The organism is Bacillus sp. FSL L8-0358 (assembly GCF_038593095.1).
Taxonomy (GTDB): domain Bacteria; phylum Bacillota; class Bacilli; order Bacillales; family Bacillaceae; genus Bacillus; species Bacillus subtilis.
In genome coordinates this window covers 2511804-2535555 of record NZ_CP151962.1, presented here as the reverse complement: position 1 = coordinate 2535555, position 23752 = coordinate 2511804, and the positions used below count along the sequence as shown (strand labels likewise).

Here is a 23752-nt window from a genome sequence, read left to right as displayed (position 1 = left end):
ATCACCTCGTTGGGTAGCCAGTTAATATAAAGCTACCATCTTTGTTCTTTTTCAATATAATTTTAGCATTAGTTAAATCAGTAATTGTATCTTCTCCCTTTGGTATTCCTCTTCCTAAAACTTCATTCCCTTTATAAGAGAGTACTAAAGGCTTTTTCACATCACTATTTAACCATTTTTCTATTTTCGCTTTATTATTTGTGAGAGCACTATTAGCAACTCTTTCTGCAGTTGCTCTATCTTTAAATGATGATGAACCGGATATCTTCTTGTTACTCATTTTGCTCTTATCAAGTCTTTGAATTAGTTCTTCGTCGGTCTTCCCAACATGTCTTTCTATAAGATGCCCGCCTTTTGCCTCATGAGCAGCTAATCCTCCACCAGGTGCGAGAGGGGTACTATCACCTTGTTTGACATTACCGATACCCATGTTGTTAGAATTTTCAGATTTTCTAAGTACACTCTCTTTTTTATCTTCAATAATCCTTTTTAATAAAGGCGTATTCTTAATATTATATGTATTGTCGATGTCTTGGGCAATCCCGACAAGTGCAAGATCATTCTTATTTCTAACAATAGAATGAATATAGGCTGTTCCCTTTTTAATCCCATTATTCACATGAGAAGCTGCTGTTCCACCTTCAGCCACTTTACCCACTTTTGAGAGCTTAGTAGTGGTTTGTACTGCGGCACCCGCACCTTTTGGTCCAACAATATTGCCGATTGCATAACTGATATAATGTGCTCTTGTGTATGCATCACCATTTATCATTTTATCATTCCATGAATCGGCGATGTTTGTCCAGATTATTTTTGGATAGGAGGGAACGCTTAAGACTGTTGTAATTGTTTTTGTAAGTTTTAGTTCCATAGGAAGCTGTGAATATTCCCAGGCTCCTACAACCAAGTCTTTGATGCCATATATCGTATCGTCAATCGTATCGTTAATCCCATCATTAACACCATCGATGATATCAAATGCTGTCTTACCAGCATTGATTACACTTTCACCGACGGACTTCAACTGTTTTGCTTGTTCTAGCTGCACTACATACTGTAACTGTGCAGGCTCAAGGTTCTCATACCCGATCTTCTTCGCAATTTCTAAATACTCATCCGGATCTGAGACACCATTCGCAAGCTTTTTCTTTAAGTCTTTTATCTCGCGTTCCTTCGCTTCTTCTTTCTTAATCTTCAAATAGGCTTCAGTCTGTTTCTCAATATCGCCTTTTTTCTTATGTATGTCGCTTTCACGGTACGCCTTGGCGTTGTAGTGGATGGGCGTAGCGTTTTTGCCTTTGCCCGTTGCTTCTTGGAGCTTTTGGAAATCTGACTTGATGAATTGTTCATTTGGTTCTGACATAGCATATTCTGTCAGTAAATCTTCGTCAAGATCACCTAGTTTTTCAATTGTTTTTTTGCGTTTGTCATTGGCATCTGCAAGCTCATCCTTGAAGGTTTCTGTTGAAAACAAGTCGAGCGGGATGATGTCGTCAATGTCATTTAGGATATCTTTCATGGCTTTTTTCTGTTCAGACATGATGGATTTTGATTTTTTATGGGCGTTAGCCAGTTCATGTTCTAGAAAAGATTCCTCAATATAAGCATCAGAGAGGCCTTTGTCCTCGACAGCTCCGGCAATGCTGTTAAAGAATGCGATTTTCATGTCAATGTAGTCAATCCATTGATCAGTGACACCAACATGATCGTGATAGAATGCTTTAATGTTATTAGCGCCTTTACCAGAGAATTCGCTGTCATCCAGTTCAGCGACGCTTTGTAAAGCTTTTCTCAAGTTGACCATTTGCGTCCTTAGTTCTTTATATTCTTTGGCGCGGTCTGTAGCTTCAGACATAAGTGTTTTAGCTTCAAAGACTTTCATAATCATACCCTCTCATTTAATCATATAACAAAATATTACCATGGAAGAATGATGAAACTAACTGTTATGTAGATCAAATGGTGGAAATGAATCATTCGATCTGTGTCATTTTACCTATTTGCTAATCCTTTTAATGAAAGGGGACTTTCCAATTGTAACATCGCCATCATGAAAAATTTCGATAACGTAGCCAGATTCACTAAACATAAAAGTATCTGATCCAACGGCAGTTACATCATCAATTACGTTTAATGCATGCTCAAGACTGGTTTTTAATGCTGGCTGTTCTCCGTAACCCCAAAGAATAATAATGTTCCTATCTTTAAAATGGTGTTTAGCTAGTCAATCGTAAATCTCTTCCTCGTAAACTATAGATTGATGACAACAAACTTCTTTCCACTTGATTCGTCCCCAAGATGTAAAGGGAAAACTGTTTGAAAGCAGTTCATAATATTTTGCCGTTAACTCTTCTGATAAGATTTCTTTGTTTTTCCCTAGAGCTTCTAAGCATTCATCAAATAAGTCCAAAATGTTCACCTCAAAAGCTTTATGTATGATGGATTTTTTCAGTATCAGAAATAAGAAAAAGCCGTTATGAAACGGCTAAAGGGAATTAGAACTAATGTTGTTTATCGAATCAAACAAGGAATTCATGAGTAGGTGCTAGAGTTACATTCCGGGATGCTTCCTTCATTTCGCCATTAGACATAGATCCGAAAAAGGCAAGTCCAATTAAAACGGCGGATAAACTGATAAACAATTTAGATTTCATACATGCATTCCCCTTTCGATATTTGCTTTTGAGCATATACCATCTTCTTGAAACAGATGATACTATCCTCTATTTTTCCATTATAATCGAAAAGGTTGCCTCCTAACAATGCCAGATCTTCCAGATAAGGGTATCCTTTGCCGTTCTCTAAACGAGAAAAAATGTTGAGGAGTTTAGGTGTATCGCCATTTCTTATATAAAGAACGTCTAATGCTTCAAATAAGTTCATAAAAAGTTCGTCTTTAAAATCTACAGCACTTCTGATTCCTTTGCGGAAGCAATCCATTGCTTGTTCTTTTTTGCCTTGTTTAAAATAAATCAACGCTAGGTCATGATAAGCTTGCGGAAGTACGTCAGAGTTAATTTTTTTGTATTGAACCAAGGCTTGTTCGATGTAACGAGCAGCCTTATTTAAGTTGTCCATTTTGTGATAGCAGTTGCCGAGATTAAAAAATGCAGTGGCATAGATGTGAGTATTTTTACTTTTAAGCAGCTCGGCACCTTTTAAAGCTTCTTGAAGGTGGGGGAGAGCTTTTTCATGATTTTCAAGGTCATCGTAGTTACCGGCAATGACAAAATGGCACTGAATACGCCGAACAGAATAAAGTTCATGTTTTTTATAGATATTGTATGAAAGTTCAGCGTAGTGCATTGAGATATGAGTCATTTTCATATGATAATAGACTTCGGATAACTTAAAATAAAACTCAGCTTTTTCAATCTTGTCGGAGATCGTTGGAATTTTGCGTTCAGCTTTTTTGTAATATGTAATGGCCTTTGTGTATTCACCGTTTCTAAACTCATACATCCCGCGGAAGAAGTTATAATAATATGCCCGCATATTGTCTAGTTTTTTCTTATGGCCTTCGATTTTCTTTAAATATTCTGAAAGTTCCATTCGATTTTCATCAGATGGCAGCGTGTATTCCAACATGATCTTATGGCGAAAGGCCATTAATTGATAATAAATAAGCAAATCTTGATCTTCTTCCATAACCTCTATATCACGTTCGATTTCAGCTTTTAACATTTCAGCATCAGTAACGTTGAATTTTTGAATATGCCTATGCCATTCATTAATCTTCATTCCCACTTCAGCTGATGTGATTGATATCAAGATATTCACCCTTCCCTTAACTCTACTAGTAATGTAAATATTAACAAGTTTTCGTTCGCAGAAAAAGGCAATAGGGCACCGCAATTTAAATTTTCGGTGGGACCGCAATAACTTTTTTCGCTTCTTATAAAAAACCGTGATTATATGCCAGGCTTCTGAGAGGTTAAAACATCAGATTATGAAAAGCAAACATAAGAAATAAGTAAGAGGAGTAAATTATGTATTTACTCCTTTTTTCTGTTTATAAAAGGATTGCCTATGATTTGGTGTCAAGTCGCGGAAGTAATGATAAATTATCTGAAAAATGCGGAGTATAGATATAATATTCTCTTATGCAATTCTTCCTTGTAAAAAAATTTGGGTTGAAATAATGTAATTAATGAAAAGAAGTTACCTTTTTTGATAATTATGTTTGTATTAAACACATTAATTGAAAAGCAAATTAAACCTATAGCTAGATAGTTCTCTCCGATATTTTCTTAAAATCGTTTTCTATAAATTCACGAGCAACTTGTGAGGAAACACCTTCAATCATCATAATTTCTTGTTCCAACAAGGAATTAGCAGTTTTGAAAATATCATGTTCTTCCCTAGAAAGTTTAATTTTTTTGTTCATTGCATACCGAGAATCTCTTGCAAGTTGAATAAGATCCTCACATCTCCCCAATCTCAATTGTTCTTTAAGGGAACTTGTTCTTTCAAAATAACTTAGCGTTAGGTTTTTTTTATGATCATAAGGACGTTGACTAACAGACCTCAGTTTGGTTACTGAAGAAATAAGACGTAGACCTAATTTTTGTGCTTTTTCTTTTGGAACGTATATAAATAACTTTTGATCAGTAATGTAAATTTTATAATACACTTTAAAATTAGCATTAATTCTGAGTTCTTCGATCCCACTGAGGTAACCCACTCCATGTAAAGGATAAAATACTTTATCACCGATTTTAAACATTAGACCCACTCCTGACTTATTGGAAAACCAACAAAACTCTTTAAATTAATTTTACCACACGCGTGTCAAGGGTTTTCTGGGAATAAATATGTCTAAAATGTGAATTTTTCTCATTGGAATGAGACAGCCGTTAATAATCAGTTGATACAAAGTATTGGATTAAACACTAATTCATGAACCATTAAAGAGGTAGCTTTATGTGTTTATAATCTGCATTTGCCATTCATTATTAGTGCATATAACATGCAATTTATTTCCATATAAATTTTCATTTCAAAGCAGTAAGATCGAAAAAACTTGAAAATAATGCTTGCAAAAATGCGCAGAAAATATGTTAAGATGCATCTTGTCAATAACAAGGAGGTATTGTAATTATGAAATTTAATATGGACAAATATGTTTCTTAGCCCTTCAGATTGAAAATATTGCGAATCTTCCAAATGGTAATGTAACGTATAAAATTGAAATTTAACGAGTAAAGGAAGTGGGAATCATGAATTTATCTAAATTTATTGAGTCTTTGTTTAAACCTTTTGAATTTGGAAATCTAAAACTTAAAAATCGCATTGTAATGGCACCTATGACTCGGAGTTTTTCACCAAATGGAATTCCAAGAAATGACGTAGCTGACTATTACTGTCGCAGAGCTGAAAATAAAGTGGGGTTAATTATTACGGAGGGAGTGCTTATTGAACACCCAGCTGCAGGAGCAGAACATGATGTCCCCCATTTTTATGGAGAAGAAGCATTAAATGAATGGGCTCGTATCGTTCAAAAAGTGCATGAATCCGGTGGGAAAATTGCTCCGCAGATTTGGCATACAGGTATGGCACGGGAGAAAAATCATTTTCCTGATGTAGACGTTAATTCTGTTGGGCCTTCTGGTATTAACTTTAAAGGAGAACAAGTATCTGAACCTCTCAGTGTCCAAGAAATTCATGAACTTGTTAAGAGATATGCACAAGCTGCCTCCAATGCTAAAAAAGTTGGTTTTGACGCTGTTGAAATCCACGGAGCTCATGGCTATCTAATCGATCAATTTTTTGCGGATTCCTTTAATAAACGTACGGATGAATATGGTGGGGATTTAGTTCAACGTACTCGTTTTGCCGTAGAGGTTATTAAGGCTGTACGTGAGGCTGTTGGTCCTGACTTCCCAATTATTTTTAGATTTTCTCAATGGAAATTAAACGACTATAATTTCAAACTAGCGAAAAATCCTGAGGAGCTAAAAAGTTTTCTCACACCACTTGTGGAAGCTGGTGTTGATATTTTCCACGCATCAACTCGTCGATTTTGGGAACCTGAATTTGAGGGTTCTGACCTTAATTTGGCAGGATGGACAAAGAAGCTCACTGGTAAGCCTGTTATTTCTGTAGGCTCTGTGGGCACTAATGCTGAATTGACAAAAGGCTTGCAGCAAGGGCAGACGAAACAAAATGACCCAACTGCGCATCTGGATGAGCTTACGTATAAGCTGGATAGTGGCGAATTCGACTTAATCGCTATTGGACGTGCATTAATCAGCAATCCAGACTGGGTAACCAAAATTCAGGAAGGAAGGATTGAAGAATTATCCACATTTACAAAAGAAGATTTGAAAACCTTAGTTTAACATATCAAATACTTTCATCTGAAAATTAGAAGAGATAAAGCAAGAGTTCTACAGTAGCTCTTGCTTTATCTCTTTAAACATTACAGAGTAAAGCCATTGCCCCTCTTTTCGGTTAGAAGCTTCTGTTTTTATAGTAAGAGTCAGCTATTTTTTTATAATATGAGAATAACTTTGACTTTTTGTAAACTTCATAGCTTCTTCAGCTCAAACCTATATTATCGGAGGTTTTTATGCAAAAATTTATTCAAATTACTGGTGCTAGAGAGAATAACCTTAAAAATATTAGTTTAAATATTCCTCGTAATCAAACTGTTGTTTTGACAGGAGTCAGCGGTTCTGGCAAGTCCAGTCTCGCCTTTGATACTCTATATGCAGAGGGACAAAAGCAGTATGTTGAATCTTTGTCTTCTTATGCTCGAATGTTTCTAGGACAGTTAAATAAACCTGATGTTGACAAAATTGATGGTTTATCGCCAGCGATAGCGATTGAACAAAAGACGACTTCCAACAATCCGCGCTCCACTGTTGGAACAGTAACCGAAATTTATGACTATCTACGACTGTTATGGGCAAGAGCTGGTGTGCCGCACTGTCCAAACTGTGGGCTAGAAATTAGCAGACAGTCGATAGACCAAATTGTAGATCAAATCAACCGATTACCTGAAGGTACTCGCTATGCACTGCTTGCTCCTATGATTCATGATCAGAAGGGAGAACACCGTGAGGTTATTCAACAGGCACAAAAAGAAGGATATGCCCGGCTCCGCATCAATGGTGAAATAGTAAGTACAAACGATCCTATTCAGCTTTCTGCTAATAAAAAAAATACAATTGAGATTTTAATTGATCGTCTGGTAGTCCGTGCTGGGAATCAACAAAGACTTGTTGATTCGTTGGAAATGGCGATAAAACTGTCAGGAGATACAGTCATTATTTATGATTATGGTACTAAGGAAGAATTTATTTTTTCTCAAAGCTTTGGGTGTGCACAGTGCGGGTTTTCACTTCCAGAATTATCGCCACGCATGTTTTCTTTTAACAGTCAACATGGAGCGTGTGTAAGTTGTGCTGGTCTTGGTTACCATCTTAAGGCCGATCCTGATAAAATCTTACCGAATCGAAAACTATCGCTCCGACAAGGAGCAATTGTAGTCAAAGGTTGGAAAAATCCTGAACAAGGTTCATCTGCAAGGATATACTATGAAGCCCTTGCTGAAAAATATAACTTTGACTTAGATACACCACTCATAGAATTCTCACAATCTGCTGTTGATGCCTTATTATATGGCACCGACATTGAACTACTGCAATCACATCAGAAGAAGATAAAATCTGTAATAACAACACGTAAATCATTTGAAGGTGTGATTAGAAACATTGAACGCCGTTATGTAGAGACAACATCGGAGCCTGTCAAAAAGGAATTAGAGGAGTACATGTCTCCACTAATCTGTACCACTTGTAATGGTAATCGACTGCAGCCTGGTATACTAGCAGTAACTATCGATTCGATAAATATAGCCGATTTTTGCAATTTATCCATTACACAAGCTTTAACCTGCATTAAAGATATAAAGCTATCTGGCGCTCGTGCAACCATAGCAGAGTCTGTATTAACAGAGATTCAAGAAAGGTTATTATTTTTAGATAATGTAGGACTGGGTTATTTGACACTTGGACGTACTGCCACCACTTTATCTGGTGGGGAGAGTCAGCGAATCCGCCTAGCTACTCAAATTGGTTCCAGGTTGACTGGTGTGCTTTACATTCTTGATGAGCCGTCAATTGGTCTGCATCAGAGAGACAATGACCAGTTGCTTAAAGTAATTCAACAAATGCGAGATCTCGGTAACACTATAATTATTGTTGAACATGACGAAGACATTATTCGAGCTGCAGACTGGATCATTGATATTGGTCCACAAGCAGGTAAGCATGGCGGCGAGATTATAGCTCAAGGTAACTTGAATTGTATTATAAATGAACCTCGTTCTCTGACAGGCCAATATCTGTCTGGTATCCGAAGTATCCCATTTCCAAAAAAACGGAAAACTGGAAATGGTAAAGTTTTGAAAATTATTGGAGCAACCGAAAACAATCTTAAAGATATTGATGTATCAATTCCCCTGGGAACCTTAACCTGTGTGACGGGTGTATCTGGCTCCGGTAAATCAAGCTTGGTTAACGAAGTCTTACAAAAAAAACTCGCTTCTATACTCAATGGTGCGCATACTAAACCGGGAAGGCACCGTAGCATAGATGGAATTGAGTATTTGGATAAAGTGATTCATATCGATCAAAGCCCAATTGGGCGTACACCACGTTCAAATCCGGCTACGTACACAGGACTATTCAATGACATTCGGGCGCTGTTTGCCAACACAAACGAAGCCAAATTAAGAGCATATGGTCCCGGGCGGTTCTCTTTTAATACAAAAGGTGGGCGCTGTGAGGCATGTGGTGGAGATGGAGTTATGCGAATTGAAATGCATTTTCTACCTGATGTCTACGTAGAATGCGAGATATGCAAAGGAAAACGGTATAATCGTGAAACACTGGAGGTTTATTATAAAAGTAAAAGTATTGCCGATGTGCTCGAAATGACTGCAGAGGAAGCCTTCACCTTTTTCCGAAATCTTCCGCGCATTCGTAAGAAGATTGAAGCACTCTGTAAAACCGGGCTGGGATATATTAAGCTTGGTCAACCTTCAACTACACTGTCCGGCGGTGAAGCACAGCGCGTAAAACTCGCAGCTGAGTTACTTAAACCATCTACCGGTTCGACCTTATATATTATGGATGAACCTACTACTGGTCTTCACACTGCTGATGTACACCAACTAATCAATATTCTTCAAGAACTTACCGAGTTAGGTAACACTGTGGTAGTGATTGAGCATAATTTGAATGTAATCAAGAATGCTGATTATATAATTGACTTGGGTCCAGAAGGCGGTACAGGCGGAGGTTATATCGTATGTTGTGGTACGCCGGAACAAGTAGCAGATTGTGAGACTAGTCATACAGGTAAGTATTTTAAAAAATATCTTAATAATTCGAGCTTTAAAGCTAGTATAGGAGACAAAAATGATGAATCTAGCGAATGAACGGGTAAAGCACCGTCAGTTTGGCGAAGGACAGGTAGTTGAAAATACTGAGGATCGAATTACGGTCCAATTTGGTAAACAAATTGGTCTTAAATCCTTTATTTTCCCCGACGCTTTTGAGAATTTCTTGTTGATTGACAAGCTGGTTGTTCAACATGAGATTCATAAAATTTACGAACAGAAAATAGAGCAAGAGCGAAAACTACAACAGGAACGTATGGAGAAAGCTACTAGATTAGCCGCCGAACAGGCTAAAAATCCAAAAACCAAGCATAAAAAAACTACTTCGGCAAAAAGGAAAACTGAAAAGTGATGGAACTCAGTATTACACATGTTTTAAATATCATACAATATCATTTAATTTCCGGATGATAAATAAACATTAGGGGCATATATATCCTGCTATAATTAATCTAAATAATTACGAAAAAAAGAGTATTAATCTATAAAATATTAAATAGCATCAAAGGCGTTAGTACAGGTTACTAACGTCCTTTTTACTGACTTCTTCATTTTAAGATTTCTTCACGCACCGGAGGGAGATAACATTGAGTAAAAATCAAAAGCTATGGACGGAGCAAGAAGATGAATACCTACTAAAGTATTATGGATCTAAATCTCTTGAACACAGCAGACTTTGGCTTCATTAATTAGCTTACATCAGGGAATCAAGCACCAATGGTGCTCAAATCGCGTGAGTACAGCTGTATTTAAGTTAATAGATGTCCCGCCTATAATGCTTTAGTATTTAGTCGGGAGATTCACTGCTGCTTTATTAATTTTATTTAATAAAACATACACTATAACGGGAAATAAATGGATATAAAATTAACAATCGGAGGCTTCAAATTATGAATAATAGACAAGCAGCACTAGATATGGCTCTAAAACAAATTGAAAAACAATTCGGTAAAGGATCAGTTATTAAGATGGGAGAAGGCACATATACAAAAGTTGAGTCATCTAGCTCAGGCTCATTAGCTTTAGATATAGCTCTTGGAATTAATGGTTATCCCAAAGGAAGAATTATGGAAGTTTACGGACCCGAAAGTTCAGGTAAAACAACAGTTTCCTTACACGCAATTGCAGAAGTACAAAAAAGTGGAGGTCGAGCTGCCTTTATTGATGCTGAACACGCACTTGATCCAGTTTACGCAAGAAAAATAGGTGTAGATATTGATGAGTTACTGTTATCGCAACCGGATACTGGTGAACAGGCACTTGAAATTGCCGAAGCATTAGTTAGAAGTGGTGCTGTTGATATTATTGTTGTTGATTCAGTAGCAGCATTAGTTCCACAAAAAGAAATTGAAGGGGAAATGGGAGACTCTCACATAGGTCTACAAGCTCGTTTGATGTCTCAAGCTCTTCGTAAACTATCTGGAGCAATCAATAAGTCAAAAACCATTACCATCTTCATCAATCAAATCAGGGAGAAGGTAGGCGTTATGTTTGGAAATCCGGAAACAACGCCAGGTGGAAGAGCATTAAAATTCTATTCTTCCGTTCGTCTTGAGGTTCGCCGGGGTGAACAACTTAAACTAGGAAATGACATAGTTGGTAATAAAACAAGAATTAAAGTAGTCAAAAATAAGATGGCACCTCCTTTTCGCACTGCTGAAGTAGACATTATGTATGGAGAAGGTATATCAAAAGAAGGGGAAATCATAGATATTGGTTCTGAATTAGATATTGTTCAAAAGTTTGGATCTTGGTTTGCATATAATGAGGAGCGTTTAGGACAGGGACGAGAAAACGCTAAGATTTTCTTAAAAGAAAATCCTGAAATTAGAGAAGAAATTAGAAAAACCATTATTGATTTCAAATATAGTAATGGTATTCAGACCAATACTGATATTGATACTGATACTGATACTGATATTGATATTGATACTGATAACAGTATTGATAACGATAGCGAAAAGCAATAAAAACATAAAACACCTTTCCATATGGCAAAGGTGTTTAGCTTTGGAATTTATAGGGGAAATGGCTCATCCAGTTTATTCACTCAAGGTTGCAGAGATGAGTAAGGTTTACGAGAATACATTTAGCTACATTATTAATGAAATATAGTGATACGATGTAACCTATAAATTTTATTAAGTTTCATCCTGATAAATAAAAAAGACTTGCTTTAGGTGAAAAGCAAGTTAAAAGAAAGAGAATCACATTGTCAGTTCCCTTATAATTCAGAAAGTGTAATGAAACATTAACATATAGTTGAAATCGAATTAAAAGTAAATTAATTTATAAAAAAGATTAATTTTCTACCTGATGTTTATGTAGGATGCGATATATGTAAAGGGAAACGTTACAACGACGAAATGCTGGATATTCGTTATAAGGGTAAAAGTATTGACGATGTGCTAGAGATGACTGCAGAGGAAGCTGTTTGCTTTTTTGAATGCTGCCACGGTAAAACCTGTCTGAGATATATTAAGCTTGGCCAACCTTCAACTACACTGACTGGTGGCGAAGCTCAGCGCGTAAAACTGGCAGCTGAGTTACTTAAAACATCTACCGGTTCGATCCTATATATTAAGGATGAACCTACCATTGGTCTTCACACTGCTGATGTACACAAAATGCTTTTTGACGAGTTTCTTCTATATCATGAAGAAACTCGTCAATTACATCAATTTTTGCACATATGCTCATGCTTGTTTTTTACTTCATTTTTTAAAACTTTTCCTACACTGTTTTTAGGAAGTGAAGATACGAATACAACATTTGGCACTTTATACGGTGCTAATCGTTCTCTACAGAAGTTTACTACCTCTTTTTCTGTTAGTCCTGAGTTCTGCTCTTTGACCACAAAGGCATAAGGAACTTCACCATAAACATCATCAGGCATACCAACAACTGTCGCTTCTAATACATTGTCTACAGCTAGTACAACTTCTTCTACTTGATCAGGGTAGATATTGTCTCCTCCGTATACAATCACATCTTTATAGCGGCCTTCAATATAAAGGAATCCGTCTTCATCCAAGCGTCCTGCATCTCCCATAGCTAACCAGCCATCTTGCAAGACAGCATTTGTTGCCTTTTCGTTTTTCCAGTAGCCTTTAAAGATATAAGGACTTCGTACAAGGACTTCTCCTTTTTCTCCCGTTGATACTTCTTCACGTGTTTCTGGATCCACAATTTTAACTTCTACATGCGGAGCTAGTTTACCAGCTGAGCTTATTTTTTTCCACCCCATTTGAGGATGCCAAGAGCTGATAACCCCTGCTTCTGTACTTCCGTATCCATGAGCTAAAATTATGCCATGACGGTCATATTGTTTAATTAGAGATTCAGATACTTTTGTTCCACCTGAAAAAGCAAGTTTTAGTGGAAAATCATAGTGAGGCTGTTTTTCAAGCTTTTCTACAATATATTTAAGGGCTGGTGGTAATGCAAATAACATTTTTACGTTTTCTTTTTCAATAATATCGATTACTTTAGCGGGCTCTGTTTCCTTTGAACATACCATTGTGATTCCAGATTTTACGCACATGAAAAAGAAACACATTGAACTTATATGGAAGAATGGATGTACAAACAGGTAGCGCATATTCGTATCGAAATTTGCACATATTTCTAGGCCATCAAAATTTAAAAAGGCACTTAGCGCTCCATGTGCAATCATGCAGCCTTTTGACTTACCTGTGGTACCTGATGTAAACATCATTAATGCAAGATCTTCTGGTAGTACTTCAGGAAGCACTGCTGGTCTAGTTGTTTCATATGATGAAAATTGAGTCGTGAATTCTTTTGCATCTTCAATCAATAGCATAAAGCTAATTGTGTGAGTTTGCTCTGCTTTTTCCAAAACTGGCTTAAATTCATGATGATAAACAATGGCTTTTAACTGTCCGCTTGTAATGATGCTATCAAGTTCATAAGGTGTCATACTTTTACTTAATGGAACAATAACAGCTCCTACTTGTAAAATACCCATCATAACAACTGGGTATGCAATACTTGTATGAGCTAAAATGCCAATACGGTCTCCCTTTTGAATACCTTTTTCTAAGAAATAATGAGATAACTGATTTACTTTTTCGTGAAATTCTTTAAATGTATAACGTTCATTATGCTCAACTAGTGCTTCATGTTGAGGGAAAATCTCTGCACATTCTGTGACTAAGTGTTGTAATGTGTTCACTTTTATCTCTCCTTTTTGTTAAACTATTAAATATTTTATTGACCAAAATAAAAAAACTTCCCTTAGTAAAAGGTTAAGTTTATTAAGATTCATCTATAATTTTAACATAGCGAAAAAAATTTTCTCTAGCGTTTTTTTAAAAAGTTCAAACTATTGAAAATCCAAGTAAATTTGAATTCTCATTTAATTAGTGTAATTGCTGAAGTGTTTTTGTTTGGGCAACTGGATGATCAGATGTATATAATAATTGAGTAGAAGTGTTTTTTCCTATGACCCAGTGATATTCATCTAATAATCTATTGGTATCTTTTTGTGTTTTTGCATCAGAGTGATTAAATCTTTCTATAAGGAAGAAATTAAAAATCTTAATCAATATAGATGAAAAAGCAAGGACATTCATTGTTTGTGCTCACCATTTTTAAACCATTATTGATATAAACGTATAGAAATGATGGCAAATAAAGATAAGGAGTGTAATGAAAATAAGCTTACATAAGCAATGATATAGATTTACTATGTTGAGGGCCTAGTATAAGTATCGAAAAACCGATGGTTTTAACTATCGGTTTTTTAAGTGCATTTTTCACACTCATTGAAAATGATCTCATTAGGACAAACACCTTTTACATAGCATTACCCAAGGGGTGATGCATTTTATGAAGGTAATAATCATCGAGGGACCGCAAGCTGACAAATGCATTAACGATTGCTATCATTATTTAATAAAACTATATAGGAAGGAGATCCAGGGTGATAGCAATATATGTAAGGGTATCAACCGAGGAACAAGCGATCAAGGGATCGAGCATCGACAGCCAGATCGAGGCCTGCATAAAGAAAGCAGGGACTAAGGATGTACTGAAGTATGCAGATGAAGGATTTTCTGGTGAGCTTTTAGAACGTCCAGCTTTGAATCGCTTGAGGGAGGATGCAAGCAAGGGACTTATAAGTCAAGTCATTTGTTATGATCCTGACCGTCTTTCTCGGAAATTAATGAATCAGCTTATCATTGATGACGAATTGCGAAAGCGAAATATACCATTGATTTTTGTTAATGGAGAATATGCTAATTCTCCAGAAGGTCAATTGTTTTTCGCAATGCGCGGGGCAATCTCAGAGTTTGAAAAAGCCAAAATTAAAGAACGGACTTCAAGCGGCCGACTTCAAAAAATGAAAAAAGGCATGATCATTAAAGATTCCAAACTATATGGCTATAAATTTGTAAAAGAGAAAAGAACTCTTGAGATATTTGAAGAGGAAGCCAAAATTATTCGGATGATTTTCAACTACTTTACCGATCATAAGAGCCCTTTTTTTGGCAGAGTAAATGGTATTGCTCTACATTTAACCCAGATGGGGATTAAAACAAAAAAAGGCGCCAAAGTATGGCACAGGCAGGTTGTTCGACAGATATTGATGAACTCTTCTTATAAGGGTGAACACAGACAGTATAAATATGACACTGAGGGTTCTTATGTTTCAAAACAAGCAGGGAACAAATCAATAATTAAAATAAGACCTGAAGAGGAGCAAATCACTGTTAAAATTCCGGCAATTATTCCAGCCGAACAATGGGATTATGCTCAAGAACTCTTAGGTCAAAGTAAAAGAAAACACTTGAGTATCAGCCCTCACAATTACTTGTTATCGGGTTTGGTTAGATGCGGAAAATGCGGAAATACCATGACAGGGAAGAAAAGAAAATCACATGGTAAAGACTACTATGTATATACTTGCCGGAAAAATTATTCTGGAGCAAAGGACCGCGGCTGCGGAAAGGAAATGTCTGAGAATAAATTGAACCGGCATGTATGGGGTGAAATTTTTAAATTCATCACAAATCCTCAAAAGTATGCTTCTTTCAAAGAGATTGAGCAATCAAATCACCTGTCTGATGAATTAGAACTCATTCAAAAAGAGATAGAGAAAACAAAAAAAGGCCGCAAGCGTCTTTTAACGCTAATCAGCCTAAGCGATGACGATGATTTAGATATTGATGAAATCAAAGCGCAAATTATTGAGCTGCAAAAAAAACAAAACCAGCTTACTGAAAAGTGTAACGAAATTCAATTAAAAATGAAAGTCCTGGATGATACAAGTTCAAGTGAAAATGCTCTAAAGAGAGCCATCAACTATTTTCAATCAATCGGTGCAGATAACTTAACTCTTGAAGATAAAAAAACAATTGTTAACTTTATCGTGAAAGAAGTTACTGTTGTGGATTCTGACACCGTATATATTGAAACGTATTAAAGAGGGGGGGATGCACCCCCCTTTTGTAATTACAATCTCATTTTCAATACACCTCGCAGCATACGTTGCCAGCTTTGTCCCTTTACCAGCGGAATAGCTTTCAATTCCTTTTATCAGCCCGATCGTTCCGATGGAGATTAAGTCCTCTGCATCCTCACCTGTATTTTCAAATTTTTTCACAATATGGGCGACCAAGCGAAGATTATGCTCAATCAGCATGTTTCTGGCATGTTCATCCCCTTTAGCCATGAGCTCTAAGTATTTTTTTTCCTCGCTGCTTGAGAGCGGTTGTGGAAAGGCATTGTTTTTCACGTAAGATACTAAAAAGACAAGCTCTTTAACAACAAAGCCGAGCGCTGCGAAAACACCTGTCACCATCGTCACCTCCACAAAAGTATGTAGGCAAAAGCCTATATGTAAATGTATGTGACTTGGAGGCTGTCTGTGTCTGTACCGGGAAATTTCTCGCGGGGGAGTCCGGCTTTGGTAAGCAGCATACGAACTTCAAATGTTAAAAATATTCTTCATCAAGCGCCCATACATTGAAATGAACAAAGGTATGGGGGGATGGGAATGAAAAAATGGATGGCAGGCCTGTTTCTTGCTGCAGCAGTTCTTCTTTGTTTAATGGTTCCGCAGCAGATCCAAGGCGCATCTTCGTATGACAAAGTGTTATATTTTCCGCTGTCTCGTTATCCGGAAACCGGCAGTCATATTAGAGATGCGATTGCAGAGGGACATCCAGATATTTGTACCATTGATAGAGATGGAGCAGACAAAAGGCGGGAGGAATCTTTAAAGGGAATCCCGACCAAGCCGGGCTATGACCGGGATGAGTGGCCGATGGCGGTCTGCGAGGAAGGCGGCACAGGGGCTGATGTCCGATATGTGACGCCTTCTGATAATCGCGGCGCCGGCTCGTGGGTAGGGAATCAAATGAGCAGCTATCCTGACGGCACCAGAGTGCTGTTTATTGTGCAGTAGTAAAGAAGAGGCTCTTTCTTGAGCCTCTGTTGTTACAATCCTTCGCCGAGCTGAATTTTCGGGGGATAGGTTTCTGCTTTTCGCCAATATTGGCGTGTGCCTTCGTCCCGTACAACGATGCCCAGCTGTGCCAGTTCGAGACGGAATTCTTCAATATCGTCTTTTTCTTCGTCCTGCAGCGCTTTGTGACGAGCTTTTAATAAGGCATGGGCGCCTTGCGATAGGTCAGGTGCATCAGGAATCCACCGGCGAAATTGATCTTTAAACGGATCACCATCTGCTGCCCATTCGTAATGGTGCTGTCTAAAGGCCTTCTCAACGTTTACTGGTTTTTCATCAATTTCTTCCCGTACCAATTCATATCCGGCTGTTCCCAGGAGGACAAGCCGTTTGTGATCCATAAATACAAGAGCGATGTCATCGGAATGAATTGTTTGCACTTTTTTTCCTTTGATGAATTCCACTGTGTGATCTGTAATTTTGACAGACAGCAGCATTGCAATAACAGAATGAGCGAACCAAATCCCCGCACACATACCGAGAAGAGCAGTGATAAATGCAGCTGTAGATCCCTGAAAAGAGGTAATGAGCCGAAGTGGTCCTTCAAGAGGGATCCAGGGGAGGGATAATGCCCATTTCGCAATCTGCGGGATAAAATACCCGATTGCAAAACCGATGATTGCAAGTGCAGCGTATAAAAAGAATACAGCGGTTTTCGTAACTCCAATAAGAGTATGAGATTGATTCTGCAACATGTCACCTTCTTTTTACTGAAAAAATCGAATTCCTTCCCATATTTTAACTTAAACTGATGGTAAATCAAGGATAAAGCGATAATTATGGATATAAAGAGATTCAGTAATAGAACTGGCAGGCGCCGTCGGTCATGAAAAATAAAATTTACATGCGCAGACGATGTAAGCCCCATTTGTTTTCTGCGTATCACAATACAATCCAAAGGGAACATAAAGAGTAAAGGCTTTTTAGACAATCAGGAGGATCAGATATGAAAATCGGATTAATCGGCTTAGGGAAAATGGGCATAAACATAGGAAAGCAATTCATTGACCGCAATCATCAAGCGGTAGGATATGATGTAAATCAAGCGGCTGTTGATGAACTGAAAGCATACGGGGCTGAGGGGACAACGAATCTTAAAGAGTTAATTTCTTTATTAGACCCGCCGCGTATCCTATGGGTTATGGTACCGCATAGCATTGTCGATGCTGTTTTGCGTGATGTATCACCTTTATTAAGTAAAGGCGATATGATTATCGAAGCTGGAAACTCTCATTATAAAGAATCAATTCGCCGCTACAATCAAATGAAAGAAGCGGGTATCCATTATCTCGATGCCGGAACGTCAGGCGGAATGGAAGGCGCACGGCATGGAGCCTGTTTTATGGTGGGGGGCGACCATGAAGCATGGGAGATTGTGGAACCGCTTTTTCGTGATACCGCCGTCGAAAATGGTTATCTATACGCTGGTGAAGCGGGAAGCGGACATTTTTTAAAAATGATCCATAATGGAATTGAGTATGGAATGATGGCCGCGATTGGTGAAGGATTTGAAGTGCTTGAAAACAGCCAATTTGATTTTGACTATGAGAAGGTTGCCAGAGTGTGGAATCATGGTTCTGTCATTCGTTCTTGGCTTATGGGACTGACTGAGCGAGCTTTCGCTAAGGATGCGAAACTGGATCAGATCAAGGGCATTATGCATTCCTCAGGTGAAGGAAAATGGACGGTGGAAACCGCGCTTGATCTGCAGACGGCAACTCCGGTCATCGCCATGTCACTGATGATGAGATACCGTTCTTTAACAGACGATACGTTTACAGGAAAGGTTGTCGCTGCGCTTCGAAATGAATTTGGAGGCCATGCGACAGAAAAAAAGTAAGGGGGCCAACAAGCCTCCTTATTTTTTTGGCACCTTCAGAAGATGAGGGAACTTTTTATAAATGACCAGCATGATGATCAGAATATATGTACCGTAAATGCTGATAGACAATAATTTATTGCTGGTGAAATTGGCACCTGCAATAGTGACAACAACAATATTGGGGATTTTCCCTATTAAAGACGCAAAGAAAAAAACATGCCAGCGAACCTGGCTCAGCCCGCAGATCACGTTCATTACAAGTGAAGGTATGACAGGTATCAGCCTTCCTAATAAAACAGCGGTAAAAGCGTTTTTGTTGAAGGAAGCCTCGTAGCTTTGTATGGCAGGATAGGCCTGAACTTTTTTTCTGGCCCAATCTCTAAAACTGTACCTGGCGAGAAAAAACAGCAATATAGTACCAAGCATTGAGCCGGTCAGTGTAATCCAAATTCCATTTGCAGTCCCGAACACTGCGCCGTTTAAAGCAGCAACCAAAGCAAACGGCACTATTGGGAAAAAAACATCGGCAGCAATCAGCAGCATACTAAATAAAACGGAAAACATCCCTCCTGCTTTGATTGCATCAAGCCAAGCTTCTTTCTGAAAAAAACCAACTGAAATGATAGCGATAATCACAAGTATACCTATTCCTTTTTTTAACATGTCTATGGTCACTCCCAACTTAGGTGATGTCAGGAGTCAAAACCTCCGTCATCTAAATTAGTATAACTGGTGCCATTTCAGCGGTTCAACTGAAAACCAGGTTGAGAACACAATTCTTTTTAACCTCATAAAAAAGGCTGTCCATCTCTCTGTTTTCTGCATTCTTAATAATAGGGAGGGATAGAAATGGTAACCATAAAAAAGGATTTTATACCGGTATCAAATGATAATCGTCCTGGCTATGCGATGACGCCTGCTTATATTACGGTGCATAATACAGCGAATACAGCAAAAGGCGCTGATGCGAAAATGCACGCCAATTTTGTGAAAAACCCGAGCACATCCGAAAGCTGGCATTTTACAGTTGACGATTCAGTCATTTATCAGCATCTCCCGATAGATGAAAACGGCTGGCATGCGGGAGACGGTACAAACGGGACAGGAAACCGCAAATCGATCGGGATTGAAATCTGCGAAAATGCTGACGGCGATTTTGAAAAAGCAACATCAAATGCCCAGTGGCTGATCAGAAAGCTGATGAAGGAAAACAATATTCCGTTAAATCGTGTTGTTCCCCACAAAAAATGGTCCGGGAAAGAATGTCCGCGGAAACTCTTGGACCACTGGAACTCTTTTATAAACGGAATTTCTTCCTCGGATACACCTCAAAAAGAAACTTCACCATCATATCCTCTGCCGTCTGGGGTTATAAAGCTCACTTCGCCTTATCGAAAGGGCACAAACATTCTCCAGCTGCAAAAGGCTTTAGCTGCACTTCACTTTTACCCTGATAAGGGAGCCAAAAACAATGGCATAGATGGAGTTTACGGACCGAAAACAGCGAATGCCGTCAAGCGTTTTCAGCTGATGAACGGATTAACTGCAGACGGGATTTATGGGCCAAAAACAAAGGCCAGGCTTAAATCGAAGTTAAAGTAAATGCAGGATTTAACGGATAACCTGTTTCCGGTGCGGATTCAGGTTATTTTCTTTTCTTTGGTTTGTGTGTTTTTCAGATTGGAAAGAAGGGAATTTTAAAAAATCATCAGCTGCGCCGCAATGAAAGCAGAATGATATTCACTGAGAGGGACACGTTAACTATAGGAAAAAACAGTGATAGCGAAAAACTCTTCATTGAACGAAGAGAAACAGAGGTATAACATTAAGGTGAGGCTTTTGGGGGTGTAAAGATGAAACATTTTATCATCCTTTTCCTTCTGCTGTTCGTTACAGCAGGATGCGAGGGAAGGGGATACGAAGACGTTGTAGCATTTGGTGACAGCAATACGCGTGGCTCTAACTGGGATTATCGCGATTATCCAAAAGCACAGCAGTGGGTCAATATATTAAAAACAGCTGAGCGCGGTAACCTTGATATACTCAATGCGGGAATCGGCGGACAGACGACAGAGGATGCCCGTCTCCGATTTCAGACAGATGTGCTGGATCAAAAACCGAAGTATTTGTTTATTATGTTCGGCACCAATGACGCTGCCATACTGACTGAGGGGAAACCGAGAGTGTCGAAGCAGCGTTTTAGAGAAAATCTAATTTATTTTATTGAAGAAAGCAGAAAACACGGGATCAAGCCAATCTTAATGACGTGTATCCCAATTATAGAAGGTAATGGGAAGCATCATCTGTTTTACTATTCCAGATATCAAGCAGCTGCTTTTGAACCAAAAGGCGGAGCAAGGAAATGGCACAACTCATATAACGATATTACAAGAGATGTGTCGAAGCGCCTGGATGTCCCTCTTGTAGATAACTGGAAGCATTTTATAGAAGCAGACGGCGGAAAAGCAACTGATGAAGCGCTTATCCAATCTGGTCTTATAGATCCTTCTGGAAATCATATGACACCTAAAGGGGCAAGGATTGTATATGAAGGAATACAAGATGGGCAGATTCTGCAGCGTTGAGCCGGACAACCGCCTAGTCCGATTTATTTCTCCTACATAGGCTGTTATCAAACCTTATTAAGGAGGCGCTTCACATGTATGGCGCAGGCAGAGCATATGGATACGCTTTTATTGTTGTTTTAGTTGTTGTTCTCCTGGTTGTGGGCGGCATATACTGGTTAGCATAATAACCGGCCCTTTAAAACACCTCTTTTTAGGGGTGTTTTTTGCTGAAAATAGTAGTAAAGCGCGCAGCCAAAGTGATATAATATCAGTCATCTGAGTAAAAAAAGGAAATACGCCCGGAAAAAATAGACAAATTCCTATTAAGAAGATACGGAAATAATATGTCCGAGCGATCTTCTTTTTATTTCGTTTTCAATTAACTCGATAAAGTCACGGTTTAAATTCATTTCGGTGGCTTTGAAATAAGATTCTATTAGTAATTCATCAGACAGTTTTCTCATGCTAGGAACCCAATTAATGGGAGAGGCACCTCCTTAAAAGTTGGAATCATTCATGATTTTAACGCATACAATGATAAGTTGCGTTCATCTGAGGTTGAAGTTATCTTTAATCTACCATGAAATGCATATAAGAACAATCGTTCTGTTATCCACACCAAAAAGTGGATAACTTGTGAGTATCGTGTTTATAATTTGTCTAAAGAGTGATGTAATAAGAGTGGATAGTGTGTGTAAATTTATCCACACCTGGTGAAGAAACCCAATTTTTGTCGAAATTTTTTTGCTCAGTTTTTCTTTAGGCGCAAGTTCGATTTTTTTCGACAATCATTTTGAGAGAAAGAAAAAGGGAAGGGTGCGGGTTTTGTTAAAAAAGTTTTTTTTACCTGACGAGTTTGTAAAAAATATTTTTCATATTACACCTGAGAAATTAAAGGAACGAAATGTAAAAGGAATTATTACTGACCTGGATAATACGCTTGTTGAATGGGACAGACCGAACGCGACGCCGCGATTGATCGAGTGGTTTGAAGAAATGAAGGAACACGGCATTAAAGTGACAATTGTCTCTAATAATAATGAAAGAAGAGTGAAACTTTTCTCAGAACCGCTTGGAATCCCATTCATCTATAAAGCAAGAAAACCGATGGGTAAAGCCTTTAATAGAGCGGTGCGCAATATGGAGCTAAAAAAAGAGGACTGCGTTGTCATCGGAGACCAACTGCTGACCGATGTACTCGGGGGAAACCGAAACGGCTACCATACGATTTTGGTCGTGCCAGTCGCTTCCTCTGACGGATTCATTACGCGCTTTAACCGCCAGGTCGAACGCAGAATACTGAGTGCTCTCAAACGAAAAGGGCACATTCAGTGGGAGGAGTAAGAAATGGAAAAGGTTGTTTGTATCGGGTGCGGAGTTACGATCCAAACCGAGGACAAAACAGGTTTGGGGTACGCGCCGCCTGCATCGCTTACGAAAGAAAATGTGATTTGCCAGCGTTGCTTCAGACTGAAAAACTATAATGAAATACAAGATGTCTCCTTAACTGATGATGATTTTTTAAACATTCTTCACGGTATTGGAGAAACGGACTCTCTTGTCGTAAAAATTGTTGATATTTTTGATTTTAACGGCAGCTGGATTAATGGGCTGCAGCGCTTGGTGGGGGGAAACCCTATCTTATTAGTTGGCAATAAAGCGGATATTTTGCCTAAGTCACTGAAAAGAGAGCGTCTGATCCAATGGATGAAGCGTGAAGCGAAAGAGCTTGGCTTAAAACCGGTTGACGTATTTTTGGTCAGTGCGGGACGCGGCCAGGGAATCAGAGAAGTAATTGACGCGATTGAGCATTACCGCAACGGAAAAGACGTCTATGTTGTCGGATGTACAAATGTAGGAAAGTCAACCTTTATTAACCGGATTATTAAAGAAGTGTCAGGTGAAGAAGATATTATTACAACATCCCAATTTCCTGGCACAACCCTTGATGCGATTGAAATCCCGCTGGATGACGGTTCATCGCTTTATGATACACCGGGAATTATCAACAACCATCAAATGGCGCATTATGTCAATAAAAAGGATCTGAAAATATTATCTCCTAAAAAGGAGCTGAAGCCTCGCACATTCCAGCTTAATGATCAGCAAACACTGTATTTTGGCGGACTTGCAAGGTTTGATTATGTGTCTGGGGAAAGATCTCCTTTTATTTGCTATATGCCGAATGAGCTGATGATTCATAGAACAAAACTTGAAAATGCAGACGCGCTTTATGAAAAGCATGCAGGGGAATTGCTCACACCTCCGGGTAAAGATGAAATGGATGAGTTTCCGGAATTGGTCGCCCATACGTTTACGATAAAAGACAAAAAGACAGATATCGTTTTCTCTGGGTTAGGCTGGGTTACTGTCCATGACGCCGATAAAAAGGTGACTGCATACGCGCCAAAAGGCGTTCATGTATTTATTCGTCGTTCATTAATTTAAGAAAAGGGGAGAGG

The 23752-nt window shown here is 38.5% G+C and carries 19 protein-coding genes and 4 pseudogenes; 13 read left to right on the top strand and 10 right to left on the bottom strand.

Annotation, left to right across the window (positions count from 1 at the left end; translation table 11 throughout):
* Window position 1 precedes the first annotated feature (1 nt).
* From NYE49_RS12985 to NYE49_RS12965, 5 genes and pseudogenes are all read right to left on the bottom strand, one after another.
* The gene (locus tag NYE49_RS12985; RefSeq protein WP_342410289.1) at window positions 2-1882 is read right to left on the bottom strand and encodes a T7SS effector LXG polymorphic toxin; all 1881 of its coding nucleotides are present in this window, start codon (window positions 1880-1882) and stop codon (window positions 2-4) included.
* A 368-nt stretch (window positions 1883-2250) separates the two neighbouring features.
* A pseudogene (locus NYE49_RS12980) lies at window positions 2251-2410 on the bottom strand (hypothetical protein).
* Between the two features lie 109 nt (window positions 2411-2519).
* Window positions 2520-2654 (bottom strand): phosphatase RapE inhibitor PhrE, encoded by a 135-nt coding sequence (gene phrE, locus NYE49_RS12975; protein WP_014114495.1) that lies wholly within the window; start codon window positions 2652-2654, stop codon window positions 2520-2522.
* On the bottom strand, window positions 2644-3771 hold the full coding sequence (gene rapE, locus NYE49_RS12970) for a response regulator aspartate phosphatase RapE (RefSeq protein ID WP_339233403.1): 1128 nt from the start codon (window positions 3769-3771) through the stop codon (window positions 2644-2646). The genes phrE and rapE overlap by 11 nt, the downstream gene beginning before the upstream one ends.
* A 454-nt stretch (window positions 3772-4225) precedes the next feature.
* Window positions 4226-4726: a CarD family transcriptional regulator gene (locus NYE49_RS12965; RefSeq protein WP_339233401.1), complete on the bottom strand. Its 501-nt coding sequence runs from the start codon at window positions 4724-4726 to the stop codon at window positions 4226-4228.
* Window positions 4727-5219: 493 nt separating this feature from the next.
* Between NYE49_RS12965 and NYE49_RS12960 the strand changes: the two genes are divergently transcribed.
* The 5 genes and pseudogenes from NYE49_RS12960 to NYE49_RS12940 form a co-directional block, all read left to right on the top strand.
* Entirely contained in the window at window positions 5220-6341 is a 1122-nt protein-coding gene (locus NYE49_RS12960) for an NADH:flavin oxidoreductase (protein ID WP_339233399.1), read from the top strand.
* A 230-nt stretch (window positions 6342-6571) separates the two neighbouring features.
* Window positions 6572-9448, top strand: coding sequence for an excinuclease ABC subunit UvrA (gene uvrA, locus NYE49_RS12955; RefSeq protein WP_339233397.1), 2877 nt, complete (start codon window positions 6572-6574; stop codon window positions 9446-9448).
* Window positions 9429-9761, top strand: a complete 333-nt coding sequence (locus tag NYE49_RS12950) for a hypothetical protein (RefSeq protein ID WP_342410287.1) — start codon at window positions 9429-9431, stop codon at window positions 9759-9761. The genes uvrA and NYE49_RS12950 overlap by 20 nt, the downstream gene beginning before the upstream one ends.
* A gap of 538 nt (window positions 9762-10299) precedes the next feature.
* Window positions 10300-11379, top strand: coding sequence for a recombinase RecA (recA, locus tag NYE49_RS12945; RefSeq protein WP_342410286.1), 1080 nt, complete (start codon window positions 10300-10302; stop codon window positions 11377-11379).
* A gap of 333 nt (window positions 11380-11712) precedes the next feature.
* Window positions 11713-12042 (top strand): annotated as a pseudogene (locus NYE49_RS12940) (excinuclease ABC subunit UvrA); the annotation flags it as partial.
* A 44-nt stretch (window positions 12043-12086) separates the two neighbouring features.
* Here the strand turns inward: NYE49_RS12940 and NYE49_RS12935 are convergent.
* Window positions 12087-13604: a class I adenylate-forming enzyme family protein gene (locus tag NYE49_RS12935; protein WP_339233391.1), complete on the bottom strand. Its 1518-nt coding sequence runs from the start codon at window positions 13602-13604 to the stop codon at window positions 12087-12089.
* 656 nt (window positions 13605-14260) lie between these two features.
* Between NYE49_RS12935 and NYE49_RS12930 the strand changes: the two are divergent.
* Together NYE49_RS12930 and spoIVCA are read left to right on the top strand one after the other, a co-directional pair.
* A pseudogene (locus NYE49_RS12930) lies at window positions 14261-14439 on the top strand (hypothetical protein).
* A complete protein-coding gene (gene spoIVCA / locus NYE49_RS12925; RefSeq protein WP_339237641.1) occupies window positions 14397-15857 on the top strand; it encodes a site-specific DNA recombinase SpoIVCA in 1461 nt (486 codons plus the stop codon). The pseudogene NYE49_RS12930 and the gene spoIVCA overlap by 43 nt, the downstream one beginning before the upstream one ends.
* A 27-nt stretch (window positions 15858-15884) precedes the next feature.
* On the opposite strand, the pseudogene NYE49_RS12920 reads toward spoIVCA, so the two are convergent.
* Window positions 15885-16235, bottom strand: a pseudogene (locus NYE49_RS12920) (sigma-70 family RNA polymerase sigma factor); the annotation flags it as partial.
* A gap of 195 nt (window positions 16236-16430) precedes the next feature.
* Between NYE49_RS12920 and nucB the strand changes: the two are divergent.
* A complete protein-coding gene (gene nucB, locus NYE49_RS12915) occupies window positions 16431-16841 on the top strand; it encodes a sporulation-specific Dnase NucB (protein WP_342410285.1) in 411 nt (136 codons plus the stop codon).
* A 32-nt stretch (window positions 16842-16873) separates the two neighbouring features.
* Here nucB and NYE49_RS12910 read toward each other — a convergent pair whose 3' ends face one another.
* Window positions 16874-17596, bottom strand: a complete 723-nt coding sequence (locus tag NYE49_RS12910; protein WP_342410284.1) for a DUF308 domain-containing protein — start codon at window positions 17594-17596, stop codon at window positions 16874-16876.
* Between the two features lie 251 nt (window positions 17597-17847).
* On the opposite strand from NYE49_RS12910, the gene gnd reads away from it, so the two are divergent.
* Window positions 17848-18741, top strand: coding sequence for a phosphogluconate dehydrogenase (NAD(+)-dependent, decarboxylating) (gene gnd / locus NYE49_RS12905; protein WP_047182906.1), 894 nt, complete (start codon window positions 17848-17850; stop codon window positions 18739-18741).
* Between the two features lie 18 nt (window positions 18742-18759).
* On the opposite strand, the gene NYE49_RS12900 is transcribed toward gnd, so the two are convergent.
* Window positions 18760-19386, bottom strand: a complete 627-nt coding sequence (locus tag NYE49_RS12900) for a TVP38/TMEM64 family protein (protein ID WP_047182905.1) — start codon at window positions 19384-19386, stop codon at window positions 18760-18762.
* 186 nt (window positions 19387-19572) lie between these two features.
* Here NYE49_RS12900 and cwlH point away from each other — a divergent pair, with 186 nt between their 5' ends.
* Both cwlH and NYE49_RS12890 read left to right on the top strand, forming a co-directional pair.
* On the top strand, window positions 19573-20325 hold the full coding sequence (cwlH, locus tag NYE49_RS12895) for an N-acetylmuramoyl-L-alanine amidase CwlH (protein WP_047182904.1): 753 nt from the start codon (window positions 19573-19575) through the stop codon (window positions 20323-20325).
* 251 nt (window positions 20326-20576) lie between these two features.
* A complete protein-coding gene (locus NYE49_RS12890; RefSeq protein ID WP_047182903.1) occupies window positions 20577-21308 on the top strand; it encodes an SGNH/GDSL hydrolase family protein in 732 nt (243 codons plus the stop codon).
* 305 nt (window positions 21309-21613) lie between these two features.
* On the opposite strand, the gene NYE49_RS12885 is transcribed toward NYE49_RS12890, so the two are convergent.
* Window positions 21614-21754, bottom strand: a complete 141-nt coding sequence (locus NYE49_RS12885; protein ID WP_003226124.1) for a sporulation histidine kinase inhibitor Sda — start codon at window positions 21752-21754, stop codon at window positions 21614-21616.
* A 361-nt stretch (window positions 21755-22115) separates the two neighbouring features.
* On the opposite strand from NYE49_RS12885, the gene NYE49_RS12880 reads away from it, so the two are divergent.
* Both NYE49_RS12880 and yqeH read left to right on the top strand, forming a co-directional pair.
* Window positions 22116-22634, top strand: a complete 519-nt coding sequence (locus NYE49_RS12880) for a YqeG family HAD IIIA-type phosphatase (RefSeq protein ID WP_003226126.1) — start codon at window positions 22116-22118, stop codon at window positions 22632-22634.
* A 3-nt stretch (window positions 22635-22637) separates the two neighbouring features.
* Window positions 22638-23738, top strand: coding sequence for a ribosome biogenesis GTPase YqeH (yqeH, locus tag NYE49_RS12875; RefSeq protein ID WP_015714292.1), 1101 nt, complete (start codon window positions 22638-22640; stop codon window positions 23736-23738).
* Window positions 23739-23752: the final 14 nt, after the last annotated feature.